Annotated in this window: 22 protein-coding genes; 7 read left to right on the top strand and 15 right to left on the bottom strand. The window is 72.7% G+C overall.

Annotated features, from left to right (window positions below; translation table 11 throughout):
• The first annotated feature begins 30 nt into the window (after positions 1 to 30).
• Positions 31 to 585: an RNA polymerase sigma factor gene (locus ABD332_RS26140; protein ID WP_344504758.1), complete on the top strand. Its 555-nt coding sequence runs from the start codon at positions 31 to 33 to the stop codon at positions 583 to 585.
• Complete coding sequence (locus tag ABD332_RS26135; protein ID WP_344504757.1) at positions 582 to 1,577, top strand: hypothetical protein; 996 nt, start codon at positions 582 to 584, stop codon at positions 1,575 to 1,577. The genes ABD332_RS26140 and ABD332_RS26135 overlap by 4 nt, the downstream gene beginning before the upstream one ends.
• Here ABD332_RS26135 and ABD332_RS26130 read toward each other — a convergent pair.
• A complete protein-coding gene (locus tag ABD332_RS26130) occupies positions 1,546 to 2,250 on the bottom strand; it encodes a copper homeostasis protein CutC (RefSeq protein WP_344504756.1) in 705 nt (234 codons plus the stop codon). The genes ABD332_RS26135 and ABD332_RS26130 overlap by 32 nt on opposite strands.
• Before the next feature lie 100 nt (positions 2,251 to 2,350).
• Between ABD332_RS26130 and ABD332_RS26125 the strand changes: the two genes are divergently transcribed.
• Both ABD332_RS26125 and ABD332_RS26120 read left to right on the top strand, forming a co-directional pair.
• Complete coding sequence (locus ABD332_RS26125) at positions 2,351 to 3,340, top strand: LacI family DNA-binding transcriptional regulator (RefSeq protein ID WP_344504755.1); 990 nt, start codon at positions 2,351 to 2,353, stop codon at positions 3,338 to 3,340.
• Positions 3,341 to 3,368: 28 nt separating this feature from the next.
• On the top strand, positions 3,369 to 4,280 hold the full coding sequence (locus tag ABD332_RS26120) for a fatty acid desaturase family protein (RefSeq protein WP_344504753.1): 912 nt from the start codon (positions 3,369 to 3,371) through the stop codon (positions 4,278 to 4,280).
• Between the two features lie 3 nt (positions 4,281 to 4,283).
• On the opposite strand, the gene ABD332_RS26115 is transcribed toward ABD332_RS26120, so the two are convergent.
• The 11 genes from ABD332_RS26115 to ABD332_RS26065 all read right to left on the bottom strand — a co-directional run bounded on the left by ABD332_RS26115 (position 4,284) and on the right by ABD332_RS26065 (position 17,892).
• On the bottom strand, positions 4,284 to 5,231 hold the full coding sequence (locus ABD332_RS26115; protein ID WP_344504752.1) for a WxL protein peptidoglycan domain-containing protein: 948 nt from the start codon (positions 5,229 to 5,231) through the stop codon (positions 4,284 to 4,286).
• A 72-nt stretch (positions 5,232 to 5,303) separates the two neighbouring features.
• Positions 5,304 to 6,512, bottom strand: coding sequence for an Ig-like domain repeat protein (locus ABD332_RS26110; RefSeq protein ID WP_344504751.1), 1,209 nt, complete (start codon positions 6,510 to 6,512; stop codon positions 5,304 to 5,306).
• Positions 6,513 to 6,655: 143 nt separating this feature from the next.
• The gene (locus ABD332_RS26105) at positions 6,656 to 7,474 is read right to left on the bottom strand and encodes a phosphate ABC transporter ATP-binding protein (RefSeq protein WP_344504750.1); all 819 of its coding nucleotides are present in this window, start codon (positions 7,472 to 7,474) and stop codon (positions 6,656 to 6,658) included.
• 25 nt (positions 7,475 to 7,499) lie between these two features.
• Positions 7,500 to 8,549 carry a sortase gene (locus ABD332_RS26100; protein WP_344504749.1) on the bottom strand — a complete coding sequence of 350 codons (1,050 nt, stop codon included), beginning with the start codon at positions 8,547 to 8,549 and terminating at the stop codon, positions 7,500 to 7,502.
• Positions 8,546 to 9,253 carry a hypothetical protein gene (locus ABD332_RS26095; protein ID WP_344504748.1) on the bottom strand — a complete coding sequence of 236 codons (708 nt, stop codon included), beginning with the start codon at positions 9,251 to 9,253 and terminating at the stop codon, positions 8,546 to 8,548. Before ABD332_RS26095 ends, ABD332_RS26100 begins: the two co-directional genes overlap by 4 nt.
• Before the next feature lie 83 nt (positions 9,254 to 9,336).
• On the bottom strand, positions 9,337 to 10,431 hold the full coding sequence (locus ABD332_RS26090; RefSeq protein WP_344504746.1) for a hypothetical protein: 1,095 nt from the start codon (positions 10,429 to 10,431) through the stop codon (positions 9,337 to 9,339).
• Between the two features lie 104 nt (positions 10,432 to 10,535).
• On the bottom strand, positions 10,536 to 13,178 hold the full coding sequence (locus ABD332_RS26085; RefSeq protein WP_344504745.1) for a hypothetical protein: 2,643 nt from the start codon (positions 13,176 to 13,178) through the stop codon (positions 10,536 to 10,538).
• On the bottom strand, positions 13,175 to 14,773 hold the full coding sequence (gene pstS / locus ABD332_RS26080) for a phosphate ABC transporter substrate-binding protein PstS (protein WP_344504744.1): 1,599 nt from the start codon (positions 14,771 to 14,773) through the stop codon (positions 13,175 to 13,177). Before pstS ends, ABD332_RS26085 begins: the two co-directional genes overlap by 4 nt.
• The gene (pstA, locus tag ABD332_RS26075; protein ID WP_344504743.1) at positions 14,763 to 16,325 is read right to left on the bottom strand and encodes a phosphate ABC transporter permease PstA; all 1,563 of its coding nucleotides are present in this window, start codon (positions 16,323 to 16,325) and stop codon (positions 14,763 to 14,765) included. The genes pstS and pstA overlap by 11 nt, the downstream gene beginning before the upstream one ends.
• Positions 16,322 to 17,344 (bottom strand): phosphate ABC transporter permease subunit PstC, encoded by a 1,023-nt coding sequence (gene pstC, locus ABD332_RS26070; protein WP_344504742.1) that lies wholly within the window; start codon positions 17,342 to 17,344, stop codon positions 16,322 to 16,324. The genes pstA and pstC overlap by 4 nt, the downstream gene beginning before the upstream one ends.
• On the bottom strand, positions 17,341 to 17,892 hold the full coding sequence (locus ABD332_RS26065; RefSeq protein ID WP_344504741.1) for a hypothetical protein: 552 nt from the start codon (positions 17,890 to 17,892) through the stop codon (positions 17,341 to 17,343). The genes pstC and ABD332_RS26065 overlap by 4 nt, the downstream gene beginning before the upstream one ends.
• A 222-nt stretch (positions 17,893 to 18,114) precedes the next feature.
• Here ABD332_RS26065 and ABD332_RS26060 point away from each other — a divergent pair, with 222 nt between their 5' ends.
• Entirely contained in the window at positions 18,115 to 18,834 is a 720-nt protein-coding gene (locus ABD332_RS26060; protein ID WP_344504739.1) for a peptidylprolyl isomerase, read from the top strand.
• A 9-nt stretch (positions 18,835 to 18,843) separates the two neighbouring features.
• Positions 18,844 to 19,227 carry a VOC family protein gene (locus tag ABD332_RS26055; protein ID WP_344504738.1) on the top strand — a complete coding sequence of 128 codons (384 nt, stop codon included), beginning with the start codon at positions 18,844 to 18,846 and terminating at the stop codon, positions 19,225 to 19,227.
• 594 nt (positions 19,228 to 19,821) lie between these two features.
• On the opposite strand, the gene zwf is transcribed toward ABD332_RS26055, so the two are convergent.
• Positions 19,822 to 21,342, bottom strand: a complete 1,521-nt coding sequence (gene zwf / locus ABD332_RS26050) for a glucose-6-phosphate dehydrogenase (protein WP_344504737.1) — start codon at positions 21,340 to 21,342, stop codon at positions 19,822 to 19,824.
• A gap of 298 nt (positions 21,343 to 21,640) precedes the next feature.
• Between zwf and ABD332_RS26045 the strand changes: the two genes are divergently transcribed.
• Positions 21,641 to 22,099 carry a hypothetical protein gene (locus ABD332_RS26045; protein ID WP_344504736.1) on the top strand — a complete coding sequence of 153 codons (459 nt, stop codon included), beginning with the start codon at positions 21,641 to 21,643 and terminating at the stop codon, positions 22,097 to 22,099.
• A gap of 36 nt (positions 22,100 to 22,135) precedes the next feature.
• Here the strand turns inward: ABD332_RS26045 and ABD332_RS26040 are convergent, their stop codons facing one another.
• Together ABD332_RS26040 and ABD332_RS26035 are read right to left on the bottom strand one after the other, a co-directional pair.
• The gene (locus tag ABD332_RS26040) at positions 22,136 to 23,032 is read right to left on the bottom strand and encodes an acyl-CoA desaturase (protein ID WP_344504811.1); all 897 of its coding nucleotides are present in this window, start codon (positions 23,030 to 23,032) and stop codon (positions 22,136 to 22,138) included.
• Between the two features lie 97 nt (positions 23,033 to 23,129).
• The gene (locus ABD332_RS26035; protein WP_344504735.1) at positions 23,130 to 24,476 is read right to left on the bottom strand and encodes an FAD-binding oxidoreductase; all 1,347 of its coding nucleotides are present in this window, start codon (positions 24,474 to 24,476) and stop codon (positions 23,130 to 23,132) included.
• Between the last annotated feature and the right edge of the window lie 38 nt (positions 24,477 to 24,514).

Below are 24,514 nucleotides of genomic sequence, written 5' to 3'. Positions count from 1 at the left end.
GCCTTCCGGGGACGCGACATAGAACGGGGTATGGACGACGCAAACGACCGCGACGCCGGCTGGTTCCGGGACGTGTACGCCCGGCACTACGCCGACGTCGTGCGCTACGGCCTGCGCCGGCTCGACGGGACCGCCGCGGCGGAGGAGCTCGCGCAGGAAGTGTTCCTCGTCGCCTGGCGGCGGCGCGGGGAGGTGCCCGAGCCCGCGCTGCCCTGGCTGTACGGGGTGGGCCGCCGGCTGCTGGCCAACCACCGCCGGGCGCGCCGGACGGCCCCGGCGCCAGGTGCCCTCGGCGACCACCCGGCCGCCGACCGGCACGACGGCCTCACCGAGCTCCTCGCGGTCCGGGCCGCGCTGACCCGGCTGTCCGACGACGACCAGGAGATCCTCCGGCTCGTCGCGTGGGAGCAGCTGTCCGTCGCGGAGGCGGCGCTCGTCCTGAGCTGCGGCGTGACCGCGGCACGGGTCCGGCTGCACCGTGCCCGGCGCCGCCTCACCGTCCTGGTCGCCGACACCCCAGCCCCTGCACCTGCACCTTCCTCTGCCCGTCCCCCCGCACCTACCCGAACGGGAGGAACCCGATGACCGAGCGCACCCTCGACCTGCTGGCCGCCGCCGACCCCGCCCGAGACGCTCCGGTCGGCCCCGGCGACGTGGAGACGCTGCTGCGGCTGGCCTCCAACGACGTCACCAGCTACGAGCTGCACCTTCCCGACCGCCGCCGGCGGCGGGCCCTGGCCGGGGTCGCGGCCGCCGTCGCGGTCGTGGCGGTGACCGGGGCGGCCGCGGCCGTCGTGCTCGACCGGGCCCCGGCCAACCGTCCCGTCGCGCCCAGGGTGTGGCCGTCGGACTGCCTCGCCGAGCTGGCCGCGGGACTGCACGCGGCACCGTATGAGGCAACCACCGGACAGTACGAGTACGTGCGAAACGCAGGGCGCTTCAGCGACAGGGCGCCGATACCTGGCGGGGTCGCCTGGGTGTACTACGTGGGGGAATATTCCACCTGGACCACCGCCGACCGCCGGAATGTGCGTCAACGCACCGTCACCGAGTCGGTGACGTTCGCCGACGACGCGTCGCGGGCCTACTTTCAGAGCCACCCGGAGCGGATGCGGACGGTCGGCACGACCGTCGTCGACGTGCTCCAGGGCGTACCCCCGGAGTTCATGGGGACGAGCTCGCCCCCGCCCCCGGAGTCATTGATCGACACCCTCGACACCACGGGAAGCACCTTCCGACCGGCGCTGGTGCTCTCCAGGGCCTCCGGGACGTACGGGACTCGGGTCCTGGACGTCGCGACCCGGTCCGCGTTGCTGAGGTTCATCGCTGCCGCCGACGGCGTCGTCTGCGCGGGCGAGGCCACCGACCCGACCGGCCGCCGGGGCGTCGCCGTCACAGGCCCGCTCGACAGTGCCCTGGAAGTGGGCCCGTTAAAGCACGGTGTCAACCGGATCATCGTGGATCCTTCGACCGGCGATCTCCTGGCAGCAGGTTACGCCGACGGCACCGGCACCATCTGGTCGAATGTCTACCTCGAGCGCGGCTTCACCGACTCCCGGCCCGCTGTGACCCAGTGACGGGCGTGTCCAGGGTGAGGCGCAGGTCGCGCACCAGGACGGGGTCGACGGGGGTCGTCCAGGTGCCGCCCTCGCGGACCGCGCTGCCGGAGTGGAACGCGGTCACGCCGGCCGCCCGCAGCGGGGCGACGTGCTCGTGCCGCAGGCCGCCGCCGGCGAGGACCTGCGGCCGGGTGGGGGCCTCCGCGAGGAGCGTGGCGAGGCCGTCGGGCAGGCCGGTCGGGGCGCCCGAGGTCAGCACGGCGTCCAGGCCGGGCAGGCCGGTGATCGCGGCCCAGGCGGCGTGCCGGTCGGCCGTGTGGTCGATCGCCCGGTGGAAGGTCCACGGCGCGCCGTCCAGGACCTCCAGGACCTCCAGGACCGCGGGCAGGTCCACCGCGCCGTCCGGGGTGAGGAAGCCCAGGACGAACTCGGCGGCGCCGGCCGCCCGGAGATCCTTCGCGGTGCGCCGCAGGGACCGGAGATCGCCGGCGGCGAAGCCCGCGGCGGTGCGCACCATCACCCGGACCGGCAGGCCGGCGGCCGCCCGGACCGCCGCCACGGTCGCCGGCGCCGGGCTGAGGCCGTCGGCCGCCATGTCGCTGACCAGCTCCACCCGGTCCGCCCCGCCCTCCAGCGCCAGCCGCGCGTCCACGGCGTCGAGGGCGATGACCTCCAGCAACGGCCTGATCATGGACCAATCGTGCCAGCGCCGTCCCCGGACCTGCCCGTACAGGGCCGCCGAGGTGTCCAGCGGCACACCCGGGGGTGGCGGGGGCGCTAGGGTTGGTGCGGTGCAGCACAAGCGCCCCACCCTGGACGACGTCGCGCAGGCCGCCGGGGTGTCCCGGGCCACCGTCTCGCGGGTCATCAACGGCAACCCGCGGGTCGCGGCGGACGTCCGCGAGCTGGTGGACCGGGCCGTCGAGCGGCTCGGCTACCGGCCCGACCCGGTCGCCCGGGCGCTCGCCCGCGGGCACGGTGACGTCGTCGAGCTCATCGTCATCGACGACGAGCCGACGTGCTTCGGCACCAACCCCTACTACGGGCGGGTCGTCGCCGGGATCGTCGACGGGCTGCGGCGGTCCGAGGCGCAGATGCGCGTGCACGTCGTCGGGCAGGCCGACGCGCCGCGGCTGCTCGACCGCGTCGCGCACACCGTGAGCGCCGGCGCGATCCTCGTCAACGTGCCCGCGCCGCTCGCCGCCGCCTTCCACGCGGTCTGCCCGCGTGTGGTGTCGATGGGCCGCACCGCGGCGCCCGTGCCGTCGATCGTGCCGGACAACACGACGGGCGCGTACGCGGCGGTCCAGCTGCTGCACCGCAACGGCCGGAAGCGCATCGCGGCCGTGCCCGGGCCGGAGCACATCGCCGACGCCGTCGACCGCCGCGCGGGCTACCTCGCCGCGGTCCGCGACGCGGGGCTCGAGCCGATCACCGGCGAGGCCGGCGAGTTCAACCGGACGTCGGGCGCGGAGATCACCCGGCGGCTCCTGGCCGAGCACCCGGACATCGACGCGCTGTTCGTCGCGTGCGACCTGATGGCCTCCGGGGCGCTGCAGGCGCTCGCCGCGGCGGGCCTGCGGGTCCCGGACGACGTGGCGGTCATCGGCTTCGACGACAGTCTCATCGCCACGTGTACGACGCCGCCGCTGACCTCGGTCCGCCAGCCGGTCGAGGAGATGGCGGCCGCCGCCACCCGGGCGCTGCTCGGCGGGGAGACCGGGCCCGGCTGGCACGGCACGTTCCCCACCACACTGACCGTCCGCGACAGTTCAGGCTGAGTTCTCCTACCGGCGCTACCTTTCGGGCATGGCTGCCCGTCAGACATTGATCTCGGGGGTACTGACCACCGCCGCCGCCGGCACGCTCGTGCTGCAACTGCTGATCCTGCCGGTGTGGCTGCTGCCCGCCGACCCGCGCTGGGGCTGGCTGCTCGTCCCCCTCGCGCTCACCACCGTGCCGCTGTGGTCGCTCATCCACGAGGGGATCCACGGCACCCTCCTGCGCGACCGGACCTGGAACGACCGCCTCGCCAGGGTCCTCGCGACCGGCTACGGCGCCCCGTTCTCGCTGCTGAAGGCCGGGCATCTGCTGCACCACCGGTACAGCCGCACCCGCCGCGAACGGACCGAGGTCTACGACCCTACGGTCACCACCTGGCTCGCCGCCGCCCGCGGCTACTATCCGCGCCTGCTCGGCGGCCTCTACGTGCTGGAGGCCGCGTCGGTGGTCCTCGCCGCCATGCCCGCCGCCGGGTGGCGGTGGCTGGTGCGCCGCACCGACTCCCTCGACTCCGTCACCGGGCTGCTCTTCGAGCGGGTCTCGAAGCGGGACACGCTGCGCCGCTTCCGCGTCGAGGCGCTGGCGGTGGTCGTCACCTACGCCGGCTCGGCCGTGGGCTACGGGCGGCACGCGTGGATGCTCGCGGTCGCCGTCGGCGGGCGGGCGCTGCTGGTGTCGCTCGCCGACAACGCCTACCACTACCGCACGGAGCTGGAGCGCCCGCTGGAGGCGATGAACCTGCGGCTGCCCCGGCCCCTGGAGCTGTTCGTGCTGGCGTTCAACCTGCACAGCGTGCACCACCGGCACCCGGGGCTGCACTGGCACGAGCTGCGCGGCGCCTTCCACGCCGAGGCCGACGAGTGGCATCTCGGCTGGGGCACCGCCGTCGTGCGGCAGCTGCGCGGGCCGATCCCCGAGTCGGCCCTGCGCCGGCGGTGACGGTCAGGCCCGCAGCAGGCGGCGGCGCAGCCGCCAGCGGACGACCAGCGCGACCGCGCCCAGCACCAGGACCAGCAGACCGACGAGCCCCCACGGCGACGCCCACACGGCGGCGCTGCGGCTGGCGATCGGCAGCCGGCCCTCCTTCGCCTCCGCGTTGACCGTCACGGCGGCCGTCAGGCGGCCCAGCGACATGACGCCCGGGATGCGCTTCTGGACGCTCAGCTCCGCGCCCGGCAGCATCTCCGGCACCGTGATCTCCTCGCTCTCGCCGAGGGAGACGCCGAGCAGGCCGCTGGCGCGGACCTTGGCGGTGCCGTGCACGCGGACGTTGCCGGCGTTCTTCAGCCGGTACGTGACGACCAGGTCGCCGGTGCCGAACGGCAGCGCGGGCGAGCCGTAGACGACGTTGAGCGAGGACACCTGCACGAGCGGCTGGACCGGGCCGGCGACCCGCAGGTACATCCGGGCGGCGATGCGGCGGTCGACGTTGACCTGCTGGCCCTGCGGGTTCGTCTGGCGCTCGATGACCGAGGCGACGATCCCGCCGGCGTGGTCGCCGGGTGTGGCGTTGGTGGGCACGCGGAGCGTGAAGGCGATGTCGGCGCGCTTCTTCGGCTGCACCGTGTAGGACTTCGGGGTCAGGTCCGTCCACGAGCCGATGTCGTTCGGCTGGGTCGTCCCGGTCAGCAGCGCGAAGGCACCGTCGGGCGCGGTGAACGCGTCCGTGGAGTAGACGGTGAAGGTGATCGGGGCGTCGCTGAGATTGCTGACGCCGACCATGTCGGTGATGACGTCACCGGGCTTCGCCTCGAAGTCGTAGGCGGCGCGGCCGTTCGGGCCCTCCGGACCCGACGGGGTCACCGCCCAGCGCAGGCCGTCGCCCTCGCGCGCCCCCGCGGGAGCGGGCGCTACCAGTACCGACGCGGCAACCGCCAAGACGAGAAGCATTCGACGCACGGGAGACCTCCTACGACGCAAGGGTGCGGCCCGTGAGGACCGCACCCTGCTTGGATGAACCGATCAGGCGAGCGTCAGCGTCAGGGTGGCGCTGTACGCACCGGGCGCGACGTTGTCCGGGATGACCAGGGTCAGGCCGGCGCCGCACTCGAACGTGCCGGCGCTGCTGCCGACGTTCGACTTGCACAGGGTCGACGGGCTGCCGAGCCCCGTCGCGTTCGTGCCGGTGACCACCGCGCCGGAGCCACTGACCTTGACCGACGACGGGGTCCAGCCGAGGTTCGTGCCCGGGATGGTGCTGGTGGCACCGGTGAAGTCGCTGACCTGGCCGACGAGGTTCCACCCGGCGTTGGTGCCGCGCAGGTCCACGACGGTGGCCTTGTTCAGGTTGCCGGTCGCCTGGCCGCCGACGGAGCCGCCGGTCAGCGCGACGGTGGTGCCGGCAACGTTGAGCGAGAACTGGCCCGGCGCGATGTCACCGGTGATGGTCTGCTCCTTGGTGATGGAGCCGGCCGGCGCGGTGATCGTGTAGGCCAGGTTCGCCGACGTGGAGGCAAGGTACGCCGCCGAGTCGGGCGTGTACGTCGCCGAGAGCGAGAACGCGCCCACCGGCAGGTTGTTGACCGAGAGGGTCGCGGTGCCGTTGACGACCGGCGCGGTGCCGATCGCGGTCGCGCCGCGGTTGAACGTGACCGAGCCGGTCGCCGCGGCCGGGGCCACGGTCGCGGTCAGGGTCACCGGGGTGCCGGCGACCTGCGGGCTCGCCGGGGCGGCCGCGAGGGTGGTGGTGGTCGGCACGGCCGGCTCGGCGCCGCCCTTCACCTTCCAGTTCTCACCCGTGACCGTGATGACCGTGCGGAACAGGTCCGGGTGGTCACCGGTCGACTCGCCGGTGCACAGCACGGCGATCTCGTAGTCGCCGTTGCTGAGCGCGGTGCCGCCGTACGCCGAAACCATGGACCGGTTCGCGTCGAGCGTGAACGCGGCCTGGTCGTAGTTGGCGGCGTCGCCGACGCGGGCGAGGTTGCGGTAGTCGCCGCTGCCGACCTTGCCGATCTTCAGACCCGCGTTGGTGCCGTAGTTCGCGGGGCAGGCCGCCGACGTCAGCGCCGACAGCGCCGGGTTGGTGGTGGTCAGGCCCTGGGTGGGCGTGAGCGTGAGCGTGCCCAGGTCAGCGGCGTTGGCCGGGGCCGCGGCGAGGCCGACGACCGCCACGGAGGCCGCGGCGGCCACGACGACCGCCCGGACCAGCAGGGACTTCGGACCCTTCATGAATCACTTCCTCTACTCGAAAGAGGCGCTCTTGCGTTGCTCGATCAGGTTTTCGGCGCGGCGTTTCCCAGCGGGCAGGCCAACTCATACGCCGGACATGCGCAAAGCGAATTCGAGGTGTCGCCCGTTCCGAAACGGCGCTTTTATCCGAAGCGGCCGTGCACGTAGTCGGCGGTGCGGCGGTCCTGCGGGGTGTCGAACATCGCCGACGTCAGGCCGTGCTCGACGATGACGCCGGGGGTGCCCTGCTCGGCGAGGAAGAACGCGCAGTGCTGCGACACCCGCTGCGCCTGCTGCATGTTGTGGGTGACGATGACGATGGTGACCTCGGTGGACAGCTCGCCGATCGTCTCCTCGATCCGCCGGGTCGAGGTCGGGTCCAGCGCGGAGCACGGCTCGTCCATCAGCAGCACCCGCGGCCGCACCGCGAGGGACCGGGCGATGCACAGCCGCTGCTGCTGGCCGCCGGACAGGGCGCCACCGGGCGAGCGCAGCCGCGTCTGGACCTCGTGCCACAGCCCGGCCTTGCGCAGGCACTCCTCGACCAGGTCGTCCTTGGTGCGGCGGGACGCCCGCACGGCGGTGAGCTTCAGCCCGGCCAGGACGTTGTCGTAGATGGACATCGCCGGGAACGGGTTGGGCTTCTGGAACACCATGCCGACGTGCCGCCGGGCGTCGGTGATGCGCCGCGACGGGTCGTAGAGGTCCTCGCCGTCCAGCAGCACCTCCCCGGCGAGCTCGGCGCCGGGCACCAGCTCGTGCATCCGGTTGAGGATGCGCAGGAACGTCGACTTGCCGCAGCCGGACGGGCCGATGAGCGCGGTGACCTGCCCCGCCGGCATCCGCAGCGAGACGCGGTCGAGGACCTTGTGACCGCCGAACCACGCGGAGATGTTCCGCGCGTCCAGCTCGGCGGTCGTCGGGGAGTCGACGGTGGACGGGTCGAGCGTCGTGCTCGTCACGGCAGGGCCCTCGCAATCGGTGTGGTCACAGGACGTTCGGCAGCAGCCGGACGGCGACGTCGGACGTGGCGGTGCCGATCACGGCGAGGACGGGGACGCCGACGACCCACGCCTGCACGCCGCCCCAGCGCCGCCGCGCCCAGGTGACGCCAAGACCCGCGGCGAGCAGCAGCTGCCCCCACAGGACCAGCGGCATCCAGGCCGAGTCGTCGCCGGCGAGCACCTTCTCCGACGCCGGCAGCTGTGCGTACCCGAGCTGCCGCGGCGGCGCCGGAACCGTCTCGGTGCCGTTGTCGAGGTCGGCGTCGACCCGCACGACGTCGGACGGGAAGAACATCGTCCCGGCGGCGGTCATCAGCGTGACCCGGCTGCGCCCGGGCGCGACCGGCGCCGGGGTCAGGTCGCCGGCGTGCCGCACGCCGAGCACCACGAACGTGAACTCGCCCTGGCCGGTGACGACCTCGACCCGGTCGCCGGAGTTGAGCCGGAACAGCCCCGCGAACGGGGCGCCGTAGGCGGCGTTACGGCCCATGATGACGCTCGTGCCGGCCTGGCCGGGCAGCGGCGTGTCGCGGCGGTGGCCGGGGCCGGACTGCATGACGCCGGCGGTGGTGCCCTCGAACACGACCTGCTGGACGCCGAGCGCGGGGATGCGCAGCACGGCGACGGGCGTGCCGAGGGGCAGCAGCTTGCCGTCGGGGCCGATCTGGCCGACGGGCGCGGTCGCCTCGGCGAGCGCGCCGCGGAAGTCGGCGTACGCGGTCTGCTGCACCCGGCCGTACCCGAGCTGCGACAGCAGCGTCACGTGCAGCGTGAAGCCGACGAGCAGCACCGCGAGGATGCTCAGCCCGGTGCCCGCGATCCGCAGCCCCGACGCGGGCTGGTCCGGTGGCGGGACCACCCTGTCCGGTTTCTCGATCCTGTCGGTCCGGTCGGGCTCCTCGAACGTCACGTCGATCGCCGGCTCCGCCGGCGGGATCATCACGGTGACCGCGGAGGCGCCGCCCACCCAGGTCGTGTACTGCGGCTCGCCGTCGGTCGCGCCGCCGCCTCCGCCGCGCTCCGGCTCGCTCATGCCAGCCGCCGCCGGCGGACGAGGCGGACGATCAGGACACCGGCGGCGACCAGACCGAGGCCGATGGCCGCGGTGCGGGCGACCGCCGAGCCGGTGCGCGGCAGGCCGCCGCCGGGCGTGCCGGTCGGCGACGGCGAGGCGCTCGTCGCCGCGGGGTCGACCTGCATGTTCAGGGTCTGCTTGTTGCCGCTGCCGCCGGGCCCGCCGGTGGGCCCGGTGGTCGGGCCGGTCGTGGGGCCGGGGCCGCCACCGCCCGCGGTCCAGGTGGTGCCGGCGACCCGGATCGTGGTGCTGAAGACGTCGGGGTGGTCGCCGGCGCTCTCGCCGGTGCAGACGATGACGAGCGTGTAGTCGCCGTCGGCGATCGGCGTCGTGCCGAAGGCGGCGCGCATCGACCGGTTCGGCCGCAGCGTGGGCGGCACGGCGTCGTAGTCGCCGTCGTCGCCGACCCGGGTCAGGTTCGCGAACTGCGACGTGCCCGCCCGCGCGATGCGCAGGCCGGCGTTGGTGCCGTAGTTCGCCGGGCAGGTCGCCGACGCGGTCGCCGTGGCGAACATCGGGTCGGTGTCCACGCTGCCGGTCGCCGGCGTCACGGTGATCGAGCCGAGCGGCGCGGCGTGGGCCGGGGCCGTCAGGGGCCCGGGCAGGGTCACGGCGGTCACGGTGACGGCGGCGGCCACCGCGGCGGTTCGGCGCAGGCGCATGGGGAGATCCTCGTCTCGACAGGGATGGCCGGGCGTCCACAGTGGACGCCCGGCCGGTTGGCCTTACAGGGGGGCCGCGGTGCTCAGGACGCGGCCTTCAGCGAGGTCGAGCCGCAGACACCCTCGAACAGGGTGGCGCCGGCCGTGGTGCGGAAACCGAACCCGAAGAGCTCGATGACCGACTGGTTGGCGCAGACCGCGGACGTGGCGCCGACGAACGTCTGCGCGATGACCGGCTCCGCCAGGCGGCGGGTCGGGACCACGTTGTAGACGTCACGGATCAGCTGGGGACGGAAGTTGATGTTGAGCTTGCCGTTGACGATCGGCTGGAGGCCGTTGACGCGGCCGATGCGGGAGGTGCCGCGCCGGTCCTCGACCACGACGCCGGTCTGAGTCGCGATGGTGGCGGCGTTGCCCTGCGCGATGAACTGGCCGACCGAGAACGGCATGATGTAGTCGTTGTGGCCGGCGAGGACCCGGGCGTCGTGCTCCTGGATCGCCGCGCCGTTCACCGTCTGCACGATGCACGGGTAGTCACCGTTGGCGATGTCGGCCTCGGCGATGCCCATCTTGCTGAGCCAGAAGGACCGGGTGCCCGAGCCGGACTGGACCAGCAGCGGCTTGACCGGCACACCGCTGACGACCGTGGTGAGGCAGCGGTAGATGCGCTGCAGCTGCACGAAGGTCAGGCTGGTCGGCAGGTCGCTGTCGGTGTTGACCGCGAACGACACCGCGTCCACCCCGAACGGGATGTACGTGTAGTTGCCCGTGGTCTGCGGCGAGGAGCCACCGCCGTAGCTGGAGGAGCGGGCGAAGTCGATGCAGCCGGTGACGTTGACGCCCTGGTAGACGTTGCCGCCGTCGTTCTCGGACGCCTTGAGGGCGGTCCGGCCGGCGCCGGAGCCGTCGGGACGGTTGAACTCGCAGCCGGTGGTCTTGGTCTTGATCAGGCCGGCCGGGCGGGCGTCGTAGGACGCGATCACCTTCGAGCCGCCGCTGGTGACGGTCTCGCCGAGACCGTTCAGCACGTCCTGGGTCGTGTCGGAGCCGACGCCGGCCAGCTGGCGGTACTCGCCGGCCGGCGGGTTGGCGGCGGCGGGTGCCGCGGTGACCGTGAGGGTGACAGCGGCGACCGCGAGGCCGAGGCTGACAGCCCGTCCGAAGGTCAGCACCTTCATGCGTTTCCCCTTCTGCTTCAGGGTTTGCGAGGGTCGAGCGTGGTCATCATTCGCAGGCGGTTCGTGCGGGGCCGGTCGCCAACATGTAGGCCGGATGAACAGGCTCACCGGCGTTCGCGTCGGCGGGCCAGCCCGGTCAGCACGGGGCCCGCGGCGGCCGCGAGCAGCCCCGCGCCGAGGATCATCGACAGCAGGTACCGCTGCGCCCACTCGACGGGCTCCGGATCCGTGGCCCGGGCCGCCGGCACCGGCGCGGCCGACAGGCTCGGCCGGGCACTGGTCGGCGCGGCCGACGGCACGGACCCGCGGGCGGGCAGGGTGCCCCCCGTGACCGGCGCCGCGGTGGTCGTGGTCGCCGCGGGTGTCGGCGGCGCCGTCCAGCCGCGCCTGACCATCTCGGCAGCGCTGCGGGCCTTGGCCTTCAGCGAGTCCGGCAGCGGCACGTACCCGGGCGGCAGGTTCCCGACGGAGACGCCCTCGTTCTGCCCGTCACCGGCGGCGAACTCGATGAGCTTCGCGTACGCCTCCCGCAGCGCCTGCCCGCGGCTCGGGTCGACGGCGGCGTAGGTGAGCATCGTCAGCGGGTACGCGCCCGGCTTCTTCAGCGCCGGGTCCAGCGCCAGGACGTCGGGGTTGGCCGTCGGTCCCATCGCCGCGACCGCCGCCTGCAGGCTCTGCTTCGTCGGCGTGACGTAGGCGTTCAGGTCGGTGGGGTCGCTGCCGTTGAGCAGGCTCGCCGAGTACAGGCCGAAGCGTGCCGCCGACGCCGAGTCGGTGATCGCCATGACCCACCGGTTGCCCTTCGTCTGCGGCGCCGCCCGCTTGAGCGTGACGATCTGGTGGTCGCTGCTCTGGTACTTCGCCTCGTCGAACTCGACCTCGGAGTGGGTGTCGGCCTTCAGCGTCTGCTGCGCCCCGTCGGTCATCGACGACGTGTAGGGCTGCTTGTTGAAGATGCACACCTTCAGCTCCGGCACGAGGTCCGGCCGCGGCTGGCTACAGGTGGGGTCCGACTTCGGGAACCTGTCCGGCACCACGCCGTCGAGGCCGAAGTCCTGGTAGAACGAGTTGACCTTCATGTGGTACGTGACGCCGGTGACCGGGTCCTTGTGCTCCGGGTCCGGGACGCCGGACAGGAAGTCGCGGGCGGCCTTGTCGGCGAGGATCCAGCCCCACACCGCCCGGTTCGCCGCGGAGCCGCCCAGCGGCACCATCACCGGCTGGATGTCGCGGTTGGCCCGGGAGAACCGGAAGTCGGGGTTGATCGTGATGAACTCGGGGTCGGCGAGGATCGTCCGGTAGTTGTCCTTGAGGTGCTCGGCCTTCGACCCGTCGGGGATGTCGCGCTGGTAGGAGGAGGTCAGCAGCTTCGCCACCAGCTTCGGGGTGAGCCGCATCCCGTTGACCTGCCTGGCCCGCAGCAGCTCCTCCTCCGGGTTCGTCGACCCGGGGTTCACCTGGTTGTCGATGGTGAACGCGACGACGACCGACGACAGGGCCATCGGCGCGTGCACCGGCGGCGGGCCGCCCGGCACGCCGACCACCGGGCTCGAGGTGAACCCGAGCCCGGGCGAGTCGTCGCCGCTGCCGAGGACCGCGCTGGACGTCTCGTCCTCCGACGTCGGCGTGTAGCCGTACACGTTGCCGGTCCTGCCGCACAGCGCCGGCTGCCACGCCTGCATCGCCGGCGCGGCCATCTCCGAACCGACCGTCGCGCGCTCCGCCTGGTCGATGGGGCACGGCGTCTGCACCGACCGGAAGTCCAGCCGGACCGCGATGCGGTGCTTCCAGTGGGTGGCGGCCAGCGGCGAGCCGTTGACGGGGGTGTCGCTGCCGGCGAGCTCGCCGCCGGTCAGCGGGTCGTGGTGCCCGCGCGGCACGATCACCAGCCAGCACGGCTGGATGACGCCGCCGGAGTCCGGCAGTCCGCAGCCGAGGTGCGGCGCCTCCATGTCGGTCTGCGCCTCGAACACGACCCGGCCGGTGCCGTCGCCGGCGGTGTAGCCGTAGGGGATCTCGTTGGTTTTGTTCTTGTCGAAGTACTCGGACATGATGACGTCCGAGCCGGTCGTCTGCGGGTCGAGGTTCCCCGGGTAGGGGTCGCTCTTGCCGCCGTGGCCGATCCGCGTGCCCTTGACCGAGCGGAACGGCGCGATGACCGCGTCCGGGGGCAGCGTCTCGGCCGGGTCGGGCAGGCCGTTGATGCCCACGGTGCGGATCGTCCCGCCGCCGGGCGCCTTGTCCCCGCCCCACACGGGCGTGTCCAGCAGCGCGCCGAACTGGCACGTCTCCCGCCCCCACAACGGGTCCTTCGCGGCCCCCTCGTGGAACGGGTCCGGCGCGTCGGGGTCGCCCCAGCACTGCATGAACGCGAACACGTTCTGGCCGATCGTGGCGTCGGGGGTCGACGGGGCGTTCTTCCAGGAGATGGTGATGCCCTGGTTGCCGAGGTCGCGGGTCTGCGACACGGTGATCTCGGTGCCGTCGAAGTCGCCGCCGGCCTCGCCCGGCTTCACCGTGATCGTCTTCGCCGACGACGTCGGCACGTCGACGCCGAGCGGCGGGACGAACGTGTCGCCGGCGGTCGCGGTGGCGCCCCGCACGAGCGTGGCGAGCAACAGCACGCCGACGACGCCGGCGCCGGCCAGCCGGCGCTTCCACACCGCCCGCGCCGCACCGCGTGGCGGCGGCAGGTCGTCCGGTGCCGGCTGTTGCCCGGTGGTTCCCGTGGCGACCGTGGCGCTCATCGCCGGCCGCCGTCACGGTCGCGCCGGCCGCCGAGGGACCGGGACAGCATCGGCGGGCCGAAGATCAGACCGATCAGCAGCGCGCCGGCGACGATCATCAGCGCCCGGCGCAGCCCCCAGGTGCCGGCCTGGTCCAGCGACACCGGCACGCCGGCCACGTCGTTGCCGCCGGCGGCTCGCGCCGCGTCGAGGGTCTCGCCGGTGTCCGGGTCGACGACGACGGCGGCCGAGGCCGACGCCGAGGCCGACGGGCCCGTGGTCGCCGTACCACCGGTCCCGCCACCGCCGCTACCGCCCCCGCCGCCGACGGTCGTGGGGCCGGCGCCGCCGGTGCCCGTGGTGCACTGGTCGCCGCTCTGGACGTTGTCGCACTCCGGCGGGTACGGCGCCGTCGTCGCCAGCGCGTTCTCGCCGTTGGGGCCGAACGTCGGGTTCTGGCACTTCGTCACGTCCCACGGCGACGCGGCGCTGCCCGGGATCCGCGCGACCTGCGCCGCGGCGGCGTCCACGAGGTTCCTCGGCAGCGGCGAGTACCCGAGGTCGTCCACCTGGGCCTGCCCCTTGCACAGGAAGTAGTGCGCGAACTCCGCGAGGGTGAAGCCCTTGTTCTCGTTCATCTGCATCCGCAGGTCGGTCGGCAGCACCATGTACGAGTAGGACGACAGCGGGTAGGTGCGCTTGTCTTCGTTGGTGTAGACGTTGTCGAGGTTCTGGGTCAGGTCGGCGTTGATCGTCGCGTGGGTCATCGCCACCGCCACCGCCGTGTCCGTCGGCTCGACGAAGTACCCCTTCTTGTTGAGCACCTTCACCACCGGGAACTTGGCGGTCTTGGCGTAGGAGTACTCGACGTAGGTGATCGCGCCCTCGTACCGCGGCTGCGCGACGTAGCCGGAGACGCCGTTGGACCCGCTCTGCCCGATGTTCTTGCCGCTGATCACGGGGAAGTAGGAGGTCAGCCCGCACGGGCTCTGGTTGCGCCCGACCGACCGGCAGAACTCGCCCCAGACGTCCTGGTGCTGCTTGCTGAGCCAGAGCGTGAACTGGGCGCTGGTGCCGGAGCCGTCCGAGCGCACCACCGGGATGATCTTCCGGTTGGGCAGGGGCAGCTTCGGGTTGTCCCGCTTGATCTGCGGGTCGTCCCAGAACGTGATCTTGTTCGTGAAGATCTTCGCGATCGTGTCGCCGGCCAGGCGCAGGTTGGTGACCCGCTTGCCGCCGATGGTCAGGTTGTACATGAACGAGGTGCCGCCGGCGACGATCGGCATGTAGGCGTAGCCCCGGCCGGTCGGCGGCGAGTCGATGTCGCGGGTGGCGCTGTCGGGCATGCCGTACGGGATCTCGGAGATGCCGAAGTCGACCTTGCCGTTGGCGAACTGCTTGCGGCCGTCGGTCGAGCCGGTGTCGGCGTAGGACACCTTCAGGCCGAACTGGGTGACGTTGCCGATCCACGCGCGCAGGGCCGGCTGGCTCCAGGTGGAGCCGGCGCCGGCGATCTGCACCTTGATGGGTGCGGCGTACGCGGGGTTCGGCTGCGCCGCGATGGCCAAAAGCCCGAGGACGACCCCGGCGGCGGTCTTGGCGACGCTACGGAACATCGGACATCTCCTTGTCGGGATCCGCCTGCGGGCGGCTCTGGGACGGTGCACCGTCGAGGTCGGCCTGCTCGCGGCGCTGGAACCGCTTGACGTCGAGGGCGGATGCGACGGCCCGGCGCCTGAGCTGTCCGGGGGACAGCTCGCCGGGCCCGCGGCCGCCGATGATCCGGGCCGCCACGAAGAGCACCAGGACGAGCAGCATGAGCACCGCGCCGGCGCCGAAGCCGCGCATGATCATCTCTTCCTGCGGGAAGCGCACGCTGTTGAACACCAGCAGGGGCAGCGACACCTGCGGGCCGGCCGCCGGGTTGAGGGCCATGAACTGGGTGAACCCGGCGGTGATGAGCACCGGCGAGGTCTCCCCGATGCCGCGCGCGGTGCCGAGGATGACGGCGGTCGTCAGGCCGGACCGGGCCGTCGGCAGGACCACGTGCCAGACGGTGCGCCACTGGGAGGCGCCCAGCGCGAACGACGCCTCCTTCAGCGTCCCGGGCACGAGCCGCAGCACCACGTCGGAGGCGCGGATGATGATCGGCAGCGTCATCACCGACAGCGCGATCCCGGCCGCCAGGCCCGACTTCTGCTGGTCGAGCGCCAGGATGAGGCCGGCGTAGACGAACAGGCCGGCGACGATCGACGGCAGCGCCGTCATCGCCTCGACGAGCGTGCGCACGAACCGGCTGAAGCGGCCCGGAATCTCGCCCAGGAACACCGCGCAGGTGATGCCGAGCGGCACCGACAGCGTCAGCGCGATGCCCATCTGCTCGAGCGTGCCGACGATCGCGTGCAGCGCCCCGCCGACGTTCAGCGGGCTCGTCGGCTGCACGACGCTCATATCCTCGATCCAGAAGTTGACGTGCACCAGCGCCGGCCAGGCCCGCCAGAAGGTGAAGCCGACGACGACCACGAGCAGCAGCAACAGCAACATGCCGACGCCGGTCATGACCGCCGCGGCGATCCGGTCGCGGATCGCCGGCCCGTCCTCGGTGAGGGACGTCAGCAGCCCGAGGAACGCCAGGAACGCCAGGAACGTCACGACGATGAAGCCGAGCACGCCGTCGAACGGGGCGATCTGGCCGAACAGCAGGGCGGTGAACGCGAGTGCGGCCAGCAGCGCGCCGGTCACGTTGAGCCGGTCGAGGCGCCGGCCGGCGCGCAGCTCGCGGCGCCGCTCCTCCCCCGGGGCCGCCTCGGGCAGCGGGCGCCGCACGAACGTGAGGGCCGTGTCGGGGCGCGCGTGCCGCGGCCCCCCATCGGCCGCCTTCACCGGACCGGCTGCCCGGGTCGCGGTGTCCGGCTCGCTCCGGGTCCCGTCAGGCTTCGTCAGGTCGACGCGGGTCCGCTCGATCGCCGCGGCAGCGTGCCCCTGGTCTTGCGCGTGCCCGGCGGTCGCGGCAGCGTGTCCCTGGTCCTGCGCGTGCCCGGCGGTCGCGGTGGCGTGGCCCTGGTCCTGCGCCTGATCAGCCGCCGCGACGGCGTGGTGGTGCGTCTGCCCGGTCTCCGGGGCCGTGTCCGGCTGTCCGGCCGTCCGGGCGGTGTCGGTGGAGGTCATGTGCCGGCTCCGGAGCGGGTGCGGCCGATGACGATCGACGCGGCGAAGTTGACCAGCAGGGTCATCAGGAACAGCGCGAGGCCCGCGGCCATCAGCGCGGACACCGCGAAGTCGGCCGAGTCCCCGTAGCGCAGCGCGATCAGGGACGACACCGAGATCGCGCCGGTCTGCAGCACGTGCCACTGGATGTCGAACACCGGCGAGATGATCATGTAGACGGCGATGGTCTCGCCCAGCGCCCGGCCCAGGCCGAGCATCGAGCCGCCGATGACGCCGCCCCGGCCGTACGGCAGGACGACGGTGCGGATCATGCCCCAGCGGGTGCCTCCGAGGGCGTAGGCACCCTCCCGCTCCCCGATCGGCGCCTGCGAGAAGACCTCGCGCGAGATCGAGCAGATGATCGGGGTGACCATCATCGCCACGACCGTCCCCGCGACGAAGCTCGACGCGGTGAACACGGTGATGCTCGACAGCGGGTTGGCCGTGTCGTAGTCGGCGACCTCGAAGATCGGGATCCAGCCGAGGTACGTGGCGATCCACCGCGACAGGTGGATGATGTTGGGCTGCAGCAGGAACACGCCGAACAGGCCGTAGACGACGCTCGGCACGGCCGCCATCATGTCGACCAGCGTCACCAGCATCCGGCGCATCCGCCGTGGCGCGTACTCGCAGATGTACAGCGCCGTGCCGACCGCGACCGGCACCGCCAGGACGATCGCGATCCCGGCGATGATGACCGTGCCCGGCACGACGGCGGCGATGCCGAAGCTCCCCTCCAGCGGGTCGGGCTCCCACCCCTTGGTCGTGAAGAAGCTCCAGCGCACCACCTTGAGCGCGGTGACTGCCCGGTACGCCAGGAACGACCCCACGAGCAGCGCCACCAGCAGCACCATCGCGCCCGCACCCCGAGCGACGCCGCGGAACACGCGGTCCGCCGGGGACGGGCGCCACTTCAGCGGGCGCGGCGCGTCGGCCTCCCCGGCGCCGGTGGCCTCGGAGGGCGCTTCGACGACCGTCATGCCGGCGGGTTGCCGGGGGTCGCCCGGTACATCAGGCGGGCGCCCTGGGCCCGCACGTCGCGCTCCCCGAGACGGGGGCGGTCGGCGTACGGGCCCCGGGCGCCCCGCGGCGCCGGGCGCGGCGGGAGGACCGCCGTGTCACCGCCGGCGCCGAGCACCAGGGGATGACCGCCTCGGACACTGCGGGTGCCGGCCACCACGACCGCCGCCGGCACGGCTTCCAGGAAGCGCTCAAGGTTGTAGTGGCATTCCCTTGCGCGCAGATAGGAACGACTGGACATTCCGACGGTGCTGCCGTCCAGCTCCACCCGCCAGACCCACTGCCCGCTGGACTCCACCGCGGCGACCGCGCTGCTCGCGCCGGCGAACCCGGCCCGCAGGTGCAGCACCGCGTCGCGGCAGGCTCCGTAGGTCTCGAACAGCCTTGCCGCTCTGCCCAGCGGCCGGTTGTTCGGCGAGACCAGCATCCAGGTCGTGGCCTCGGCTACCGTGCCGTCATCGGCGGCCGCCGCGGCCAACGCTAAGAAGACGAACCTCGATTGTTGCACCAGCTACCCCTTCGTCCACCCGGCACGCCCACCCTCTGGGACACACGCTCGGGACAGCGCATGTCCAACAGGCGCGGCCGTGTGCGCACGCCGGACATGCAAGAGGTGAACAACGGGAAGGGGCACCGCCGCCGCTATGCCGCCGATCCGTGCCCAAACGGGCATCGGCCTTGACGCGGTACATCGACATCCGTTAGACCTCTAAAAGATTCCCAATCTTCGATGGAGGACATTGTGGTCCGGATCCGTGCCGTCGTGGTCATGCTCGCGGTGGCGGCGTTCGCCGTCGCACCCACACCCGCCTCGGCCGCCGCTCCCGGCGGACCGACGACCGGGCCGTGCGCGTACACCCCGACACCCGACGACCCGGCGGTCCGGCCGGTGCCACTGCCCCGCGACCCGCGGCACACGCCGTCGCGCGGCACGGTGACCGTCACGCTCTTCACCAACCTGGGCCTGATCCCGCTGACCCTGGACCGGGCGCAGGCGCCGTGCACCGTGCAGAGCTTCCTGCACCTGACCCGGCACGGCTTCTACAACCGCACGATCTGCCACCGGCTGACGACGTACCCGACGCTGAAGGTCCTGCAGTGCGGCGACCCGTCCGGCACCGGCGAGGGCGGCCCGGGCTACAAGTACAAGGACGAGCTGCCGACCGACCTGCCGCCGGCCCCGACCGACCCGACCGGCGCCCGCAAGGTGTACGCCCGCGGCGTGCTCGCCATGGCCAACGCCGGCCCCGACACCAACGGCAGCCAGTTCTTCCTCGTGTTCGCCGACTCGGCGCTGCGCCCCAACTACACGATCTTCGGCAGCGTCCGCCCGCTCGGCCTGCACACCCTGGACCGGATCGCCGCGGGCGGCGTCGCCCCCACCGACGAGGACCCGGCCCCGGTCGACGGCGCCCCGGCCCTTCGTACCTCGATCCTCCTGGCGGCGTAGATTCCCGCTGTGGCTCACTACAGCAGGCTGTACACCATCGTCCTGGACGTGCCCGCGGCCGACGAGGACACGACCGTCACGTTCTGGCGGGGCGCGCTCGGCGCCCCGCTGGAGCGCGTCGGCAAGTACCCGGACTTCCACGGCGCCCGCATCCCGGGCCACGACCTGGTCCTGCTGACCCAGCGCCTCGGCGACGGCACACCGCGGGTCCACCTGGACTTCCACACCGACGACCTGGAGGCCGAGGTCGCCCGCCTGGAGTCACTGGGCGCGACCCGCCTCGACCGCCACGACCGCTGGTGGACCATGCGCGACCCCGCCGGCATCACCTTCTGCGTCGTCGTCGACCCCCCAGGCACCCTCAACGCCACCAACGCCACCGAATGGCCCTGACCCCGTTTCCATGATCCGGAAGACTTTGTGCTGCTATAGCGACACAAAGTCTTCCGGATCATGAGAAACCCCCCCCACCCCAGCCACCACGGCGGCCGACCACCGGATGGGCGCGGATGCGCAATCCGGCCGCGCGAAGCGCTGGCTGTGCGAGCACAGCAAGCATTGGGGGTCCGGGTGAGAATCCCAGCGGGACCCACCGCGCCAGCGGTGGGGAGGCGAGCTATAGCCGAAGGCTACGGGCGGGAAACAGTGTCACGCCAAGCGCGCCCGCGCGGTTCCGGTAGCCAGAGCTGCCAGAACCATTCGGGATCACGAGAGGGCTGCACCCCGCCATCACCGCGGCCTGGCACCCTGACCCTCGTTTCCGTGATCCGGAAGACTTTGTGCCGTCATAGCGACACAAAGTCTTCCGGATCATGAGAAACCCCCCCACCCCAGCCACCGCGGCGGCCGACCACCGGATGGGCGCGAATGCGCAATCCGGCCGCGCGAAGCGCTGGCTGTGCGAGCGCAGCGAGCATTGGGGTCCGGGTGAGAATCCCCGGCGGGACCCGCCGCGCCAGCGGTGGGGCGGCGAGCTATAGCCGAAGGCTACGGGCGGGAAACAGTGTTTCGCCAGGCGCGCCCGCTGCGTTCGATGAGGCGGTTGGCCTCGGTGGGGCCCCAGGAGGCGGCCTCGTACGTCGGGATCGGGCCGGTGTCCTCGGCCCAGCGCTCCAGGATCGGGTCGACGATGCGCCAGCACTGCTCGACCTCGTCGGAGCGGATGAAGAGGGTCGTGTCGCCGATGAGGGCGTCGAGCAGGAGCCGCTCGTAGGCCTCCGGGGACTCCTCGCGGAAGGTCTTGTCGTAGGAGAAGTCCATGCTCGCCGAGCGGACGCGGAACGAGTGGCCCGGGACCTTCGCGCCGAAGCGCAGGGCGATGCCCTCGTCAGGCTGGATGCGCAGGATGAGGGCGTCGGGCTGGAGCTCGGTCAGCTGCCGGTTGGGGATCGGCAGGTGCGGCGGGCGCTGGAACTGCAGGGCGACCTCGGTGACCCGGCTCGGCAGGCGCTTGCCGGTGCGGACGTAGAACGGCACGCCGGCCCAGCGCCAGTTGTCGACGTCGAGGCGCAGCGCGGCGAAGGTCTCGGTGCGTGACAGCGGGTCGACGCCGGGCTCCTCGCGGTAGCCGGCCATCAGCTCCTCGCGGGAGCCGCCGCGCGTGTACTGGCCGCGGACCGCGATGTCGTCGATGGCCCGCCCGCTGGGCAGGCGGATGGCCTGCAGGAGCTTCACCTTCTCGTTGCGGACCGCCTCGGCGCTGAACGACGCGGGCGGCTCCATCAGCGCGAGCGCGAGGACCTGCAGCACGTGGTTCTGCACGATGTCGCGCATCGCGCCGGCGTGCTCGTAGAAGCTGCCGCGGGTGCCGACGCCGAGCGTCTCCGCGACGGTGATCTGCACGTGGTCGACCCAGGTGCGGTCCCAGATCGGCTGGAAGATGGCGTTCGCGAAGCGCAGCGCGAGCACGTTCTGGACGGTGTCCTTGCCCAGGTAGTGGTCGATGCGGAAGACCTGCGACTCGTCGAACGCGGCGTGCACCGTGGTGTCGAGCTGCTTCGCGCTGGCCTCGTTGTGCCCGTACGGCTTCTCGATGACCAGCCGGGCGAACGAACCTTCGCGGGCGCGGTGCAGGCCGGCGCCGGCGAGGCCGTTGATGACGAGCGGGAACGCCTCGGCGGGCGTCGACAGGTAGAAGATCCGGTTGCCGGCGGTGCCCCGGTCGCGGTCGAGGTCGTCGAGCACGGTGGCGAGCCGCTTGTAGGTCTCCGGGTCGTCGTAGCCGCCGGCGATGTACCGCACGGCGCCGTTGAGCTGCGGCATGCCGGACAGGCCGCGGTCGCCGAGGACGGCGTGGATGAACTGGTCGTCGTCCATCGGCGTCCGGGCGACGCCGACCACGGCGAACTGCTCGGTGAGCCGGTTGTGCCTGGCGAGGCTCTCGATCGCGGGGATCAGCTTGCGCCGGGTGAGGTCACCCGAGGCGCCGAAGATGACGACGGTCGCCGGTGGGGCGTGCCGGTCGTCGGACTCCTGCGGGATGGTGACGTGCTCACTGTCGCTCAGCATGGATGCGCGCCTCTCCTCGGACTGCCGCCGTGACACTACGAGTCAACCGCCGCGCACAGCAACGATTCCAGAACGTGACCGGCGTCTCGCGAATCCCACCCTACGGCCCTACAAGCGTTTGCATGACCCTCGATCGCCGCCGAGCGTCCCATCCACCGGGACGCAGGACCCTCATCGAACACAGGAACAACACTGGGCACCACCCAGGCGGTCGGCTGGTTACGGGCCGCTCCGGCGGGTACCTTTAAGTAGTCAAGAGCATTCGGAGAGTAATCGTGTCGCAGGACGGGGATGCGCGATGTCGATCACACCGGTAGCAGCCACCACCACCGGTCTCACCGCGACCCAGGTGCAACAGAACCGCCAGATCGATCTGGTCGACCAACAGCGCCTGGACGACCAGCGGACCCAGGACCGGGCGCAGGAGCAGCGGCTGCAGGACCAGCGCCTGGAGGACCAGCGCAGGATCGACGACCAGCAGGCGGTGCGCCAGGATCTGGTGCGCCAGGACCAGCGCCGCGCCGACGACCTCCAGCAGGCCCGCGACGACCAGTACCGGATCGAGCAGCAGCGGCTGCAGGACGACCGCCGGCTCGAGGACCAGCAGCGGATCCAGGACCAGCTGCGGCTGGAGGACCAGCTGCGGCAGCGGGCGGAGGACGCCCGGCTGCAGTTCGAGCGGACCAACGACGCCTCGCAGCGCCTGACGACCCAGACCAACGGCATGTTCAACGGCCGGGTCGACGTCTACCTGTAAGACGTCCACCTATACAGACGGCTATCCGTACGGCGGCTACCTGGCGACGGCGAGGCGGGCCAGGCGCTCCGCGGAGGGCCACCGCACGTCCCACGCCCATCCGGCCCGCTCGAAGAGCCGGATCAGCGCCGCCGACACGTCGATCTGACCGGGCAGCACGCCGTGCTGCGCGCTGGTCGGGTCGGCGTGGTGCAGGTTGTGCCACGACTCACCCATGCTGAGGATCGCGAGCGGCCAGAAGTTCGCCGACCGGTCCCGCGCCGCGAACGGCCGCTCGCCGATCATGTGGCAGACCGAGTTCACCGACCAGGTGACGTGGTGCAGCGCCGTGACGCGCACCAGGCCCGCCCAGAAGAACGCGGTCGCCGCGCCCCACCAGGTCCAGGTGGCCAGGCCGCCGATGACCGCCGGCAGGATCAGCGTGAGGATCGTCAGCGGGCCGAAGAGCCGGTGCACGAGCCGGATGTCGCGGTCGGCGAGCAGGTCGGGCGCGAAGCGCTGCTGGTTGGTGAGGCCGCGGTCGAGGACCCAGCCGAGGTGCGCGTGCCAGAAGCCGCGCACGAGCGCCGCCGGGCCGGTGCCGAAGAGCCACGGCGAGTGCGGGTCGCCTTCCTTGTCCGCGAACGCGTGGTGCCGGCGGTGGTCGGCGACCCAGTGCAGGATCGGCCCCTGCACCGCCATGCTGCCGGTGACGGCCAGTGTGATCCGCAGCCACCGGCGGGCCTTGAACGCGCCGTGGGTGAAGTACCGGTGGAACCCGACCGTCGCCCCGAGGCACGTCACGGTGTAGAAGGTCACCGCGAGCGCGACGTCGAGCCAGGTGAGCCCCCAGCCCCAGGCGAACGGGACGGCGGCGACGAGCGCCAGGAACGGCACCGTCACGAACGCGTACACCGCCACCTGCGCGGGCAGCGGGCGCCTTGCGGCCAGCATCGGAAGTGCCACGCCCGCCACGCTAGGCGGCCACGGTGACGGGCACGCCGCGCGAAGGATGCCAATCGACGACCGCCAGAATGCCGGTCGGCGACGGTCAGATGGCGTGGTTGGCGACGAACAGCCCGGACGGGTCCACGGCCGCCCTGATCGACCGCAGTCGGTCCCACGCGGCCGGTGGGTAGGCGGATGCGACCGAGGTCGGGCCCTCGACGAAGTTCAGCAGCTGCGCGCCGGTCGACCACGGCGCCATCGCCGACACGACCCGTGCGGCGTCCCGCACCGCCGCCGCGCCGATCGCCGGCGTGGCCGCGATCCCGGCCGTGTACAGCGCGAACGACCCGTCCAGCGACTGCAGCGCGCCGGCGCCCGGGGCGGGCCGCCCCAGCGCGCCGCCGAGGTGGCGCAGCTCGGCCGCGACGAGCAGGGACGTGCCGGAGTCCGGGCCGGCGACCGCCAGCAGCGCGTCGGCGGCGGCGGGCGGCAGGTCGCCGAGCAGCGCCGACCTCGACACCGTCGGTGTCGGGCCCTCCGGGTCCAGGTGCAGCCGGATCAGCGACGCGGCCGGCGCGTCGTCGAACGTGTCCAGGAACGGCCGCAACGCCCGCAACGGGGCGACCGTGGAAGGGCCGGCGGCGCCGAGCACGGCCCCGTCGATCACGATCAGCTGGCGGCCCCGCAGGGCCGGCGGGAGCTGCGGCATCGGCGGGACCCGCAGCAGCCGCAGCGCCGTCGTCGCCTCGTCGGGCGCGGTCGCGGCCCAGTCGAGCCACGCCGGCAGCACCCGCGCGGCCTCGCGCCAGTCCCAGGCGAGCAGCCCCGCGTACGCGGTCCGGACCGGGAACAGGTCGAACTCGACGGCGGTGACCGCGCCGAAGTTGCCGCCGCCGCCGCGCAGCGCCCAGAACAGGTCCGCCTCGGTGGTGGCGTCGGCCCGCACCAGGGTGCCGTCGGCCGTGACCAGCTCGGCGGCGGTGACCGCGTTCGACTGCAGGCCGAGCGCGCGGGCGTACCAGCCGAGGCCGCCGCCGAGGGTGTAGCCGGCGACACCCACGTCGGGCGACGAGCCGTGCAGCGCGGCGAGCCCGTGCGGCGCGGCCTGCTCGACCACGTCGATCCACAGCGCGCCGGCCTCGGCCCGGGCGGTGCGGCCGGTGATGGTGACGCCCGTCATCGCGGACGTGCGCAGCAGGACCACGTCGTCGAGCGGGCCGAGGGCCGCCGCGCTGTGGCCGGTGCTCTGCACCGCGACCCGCAGCCCGGCGGCGGCCGAGGCGCGGACCACCGAGGCGACCTCGTCGGCGTCGGCCGGGAACGCGACGGCGGCGGGCCGCTGGTCGACCGTGACGTTCCACGGGGTCCGCGCCGTGTCGTACCCCGGGTCGCCAGGGAGGTGCACCGCGCCGCCGCACAGGCCGCGCAGTGAGTTCGCAACAGTGGTCATGGCGTACACCCTGCGGCCGCGCCCTTGGAGCGAACTTG

Source organism: Dactylosporangium maewongense (genome assembly GCF_039531485.1).
In the GTDB taxonomy this organism is placed as follows: Bacteria; Actinomycetota; Actinomycetes; order Mycobacteriales; family Micromonosporaceae; genus Dactylosporangium; species Dactylosporangium maewongense.
This window is presented reverse-complemented; position numbering and strand designations above follow the sequence as displayed.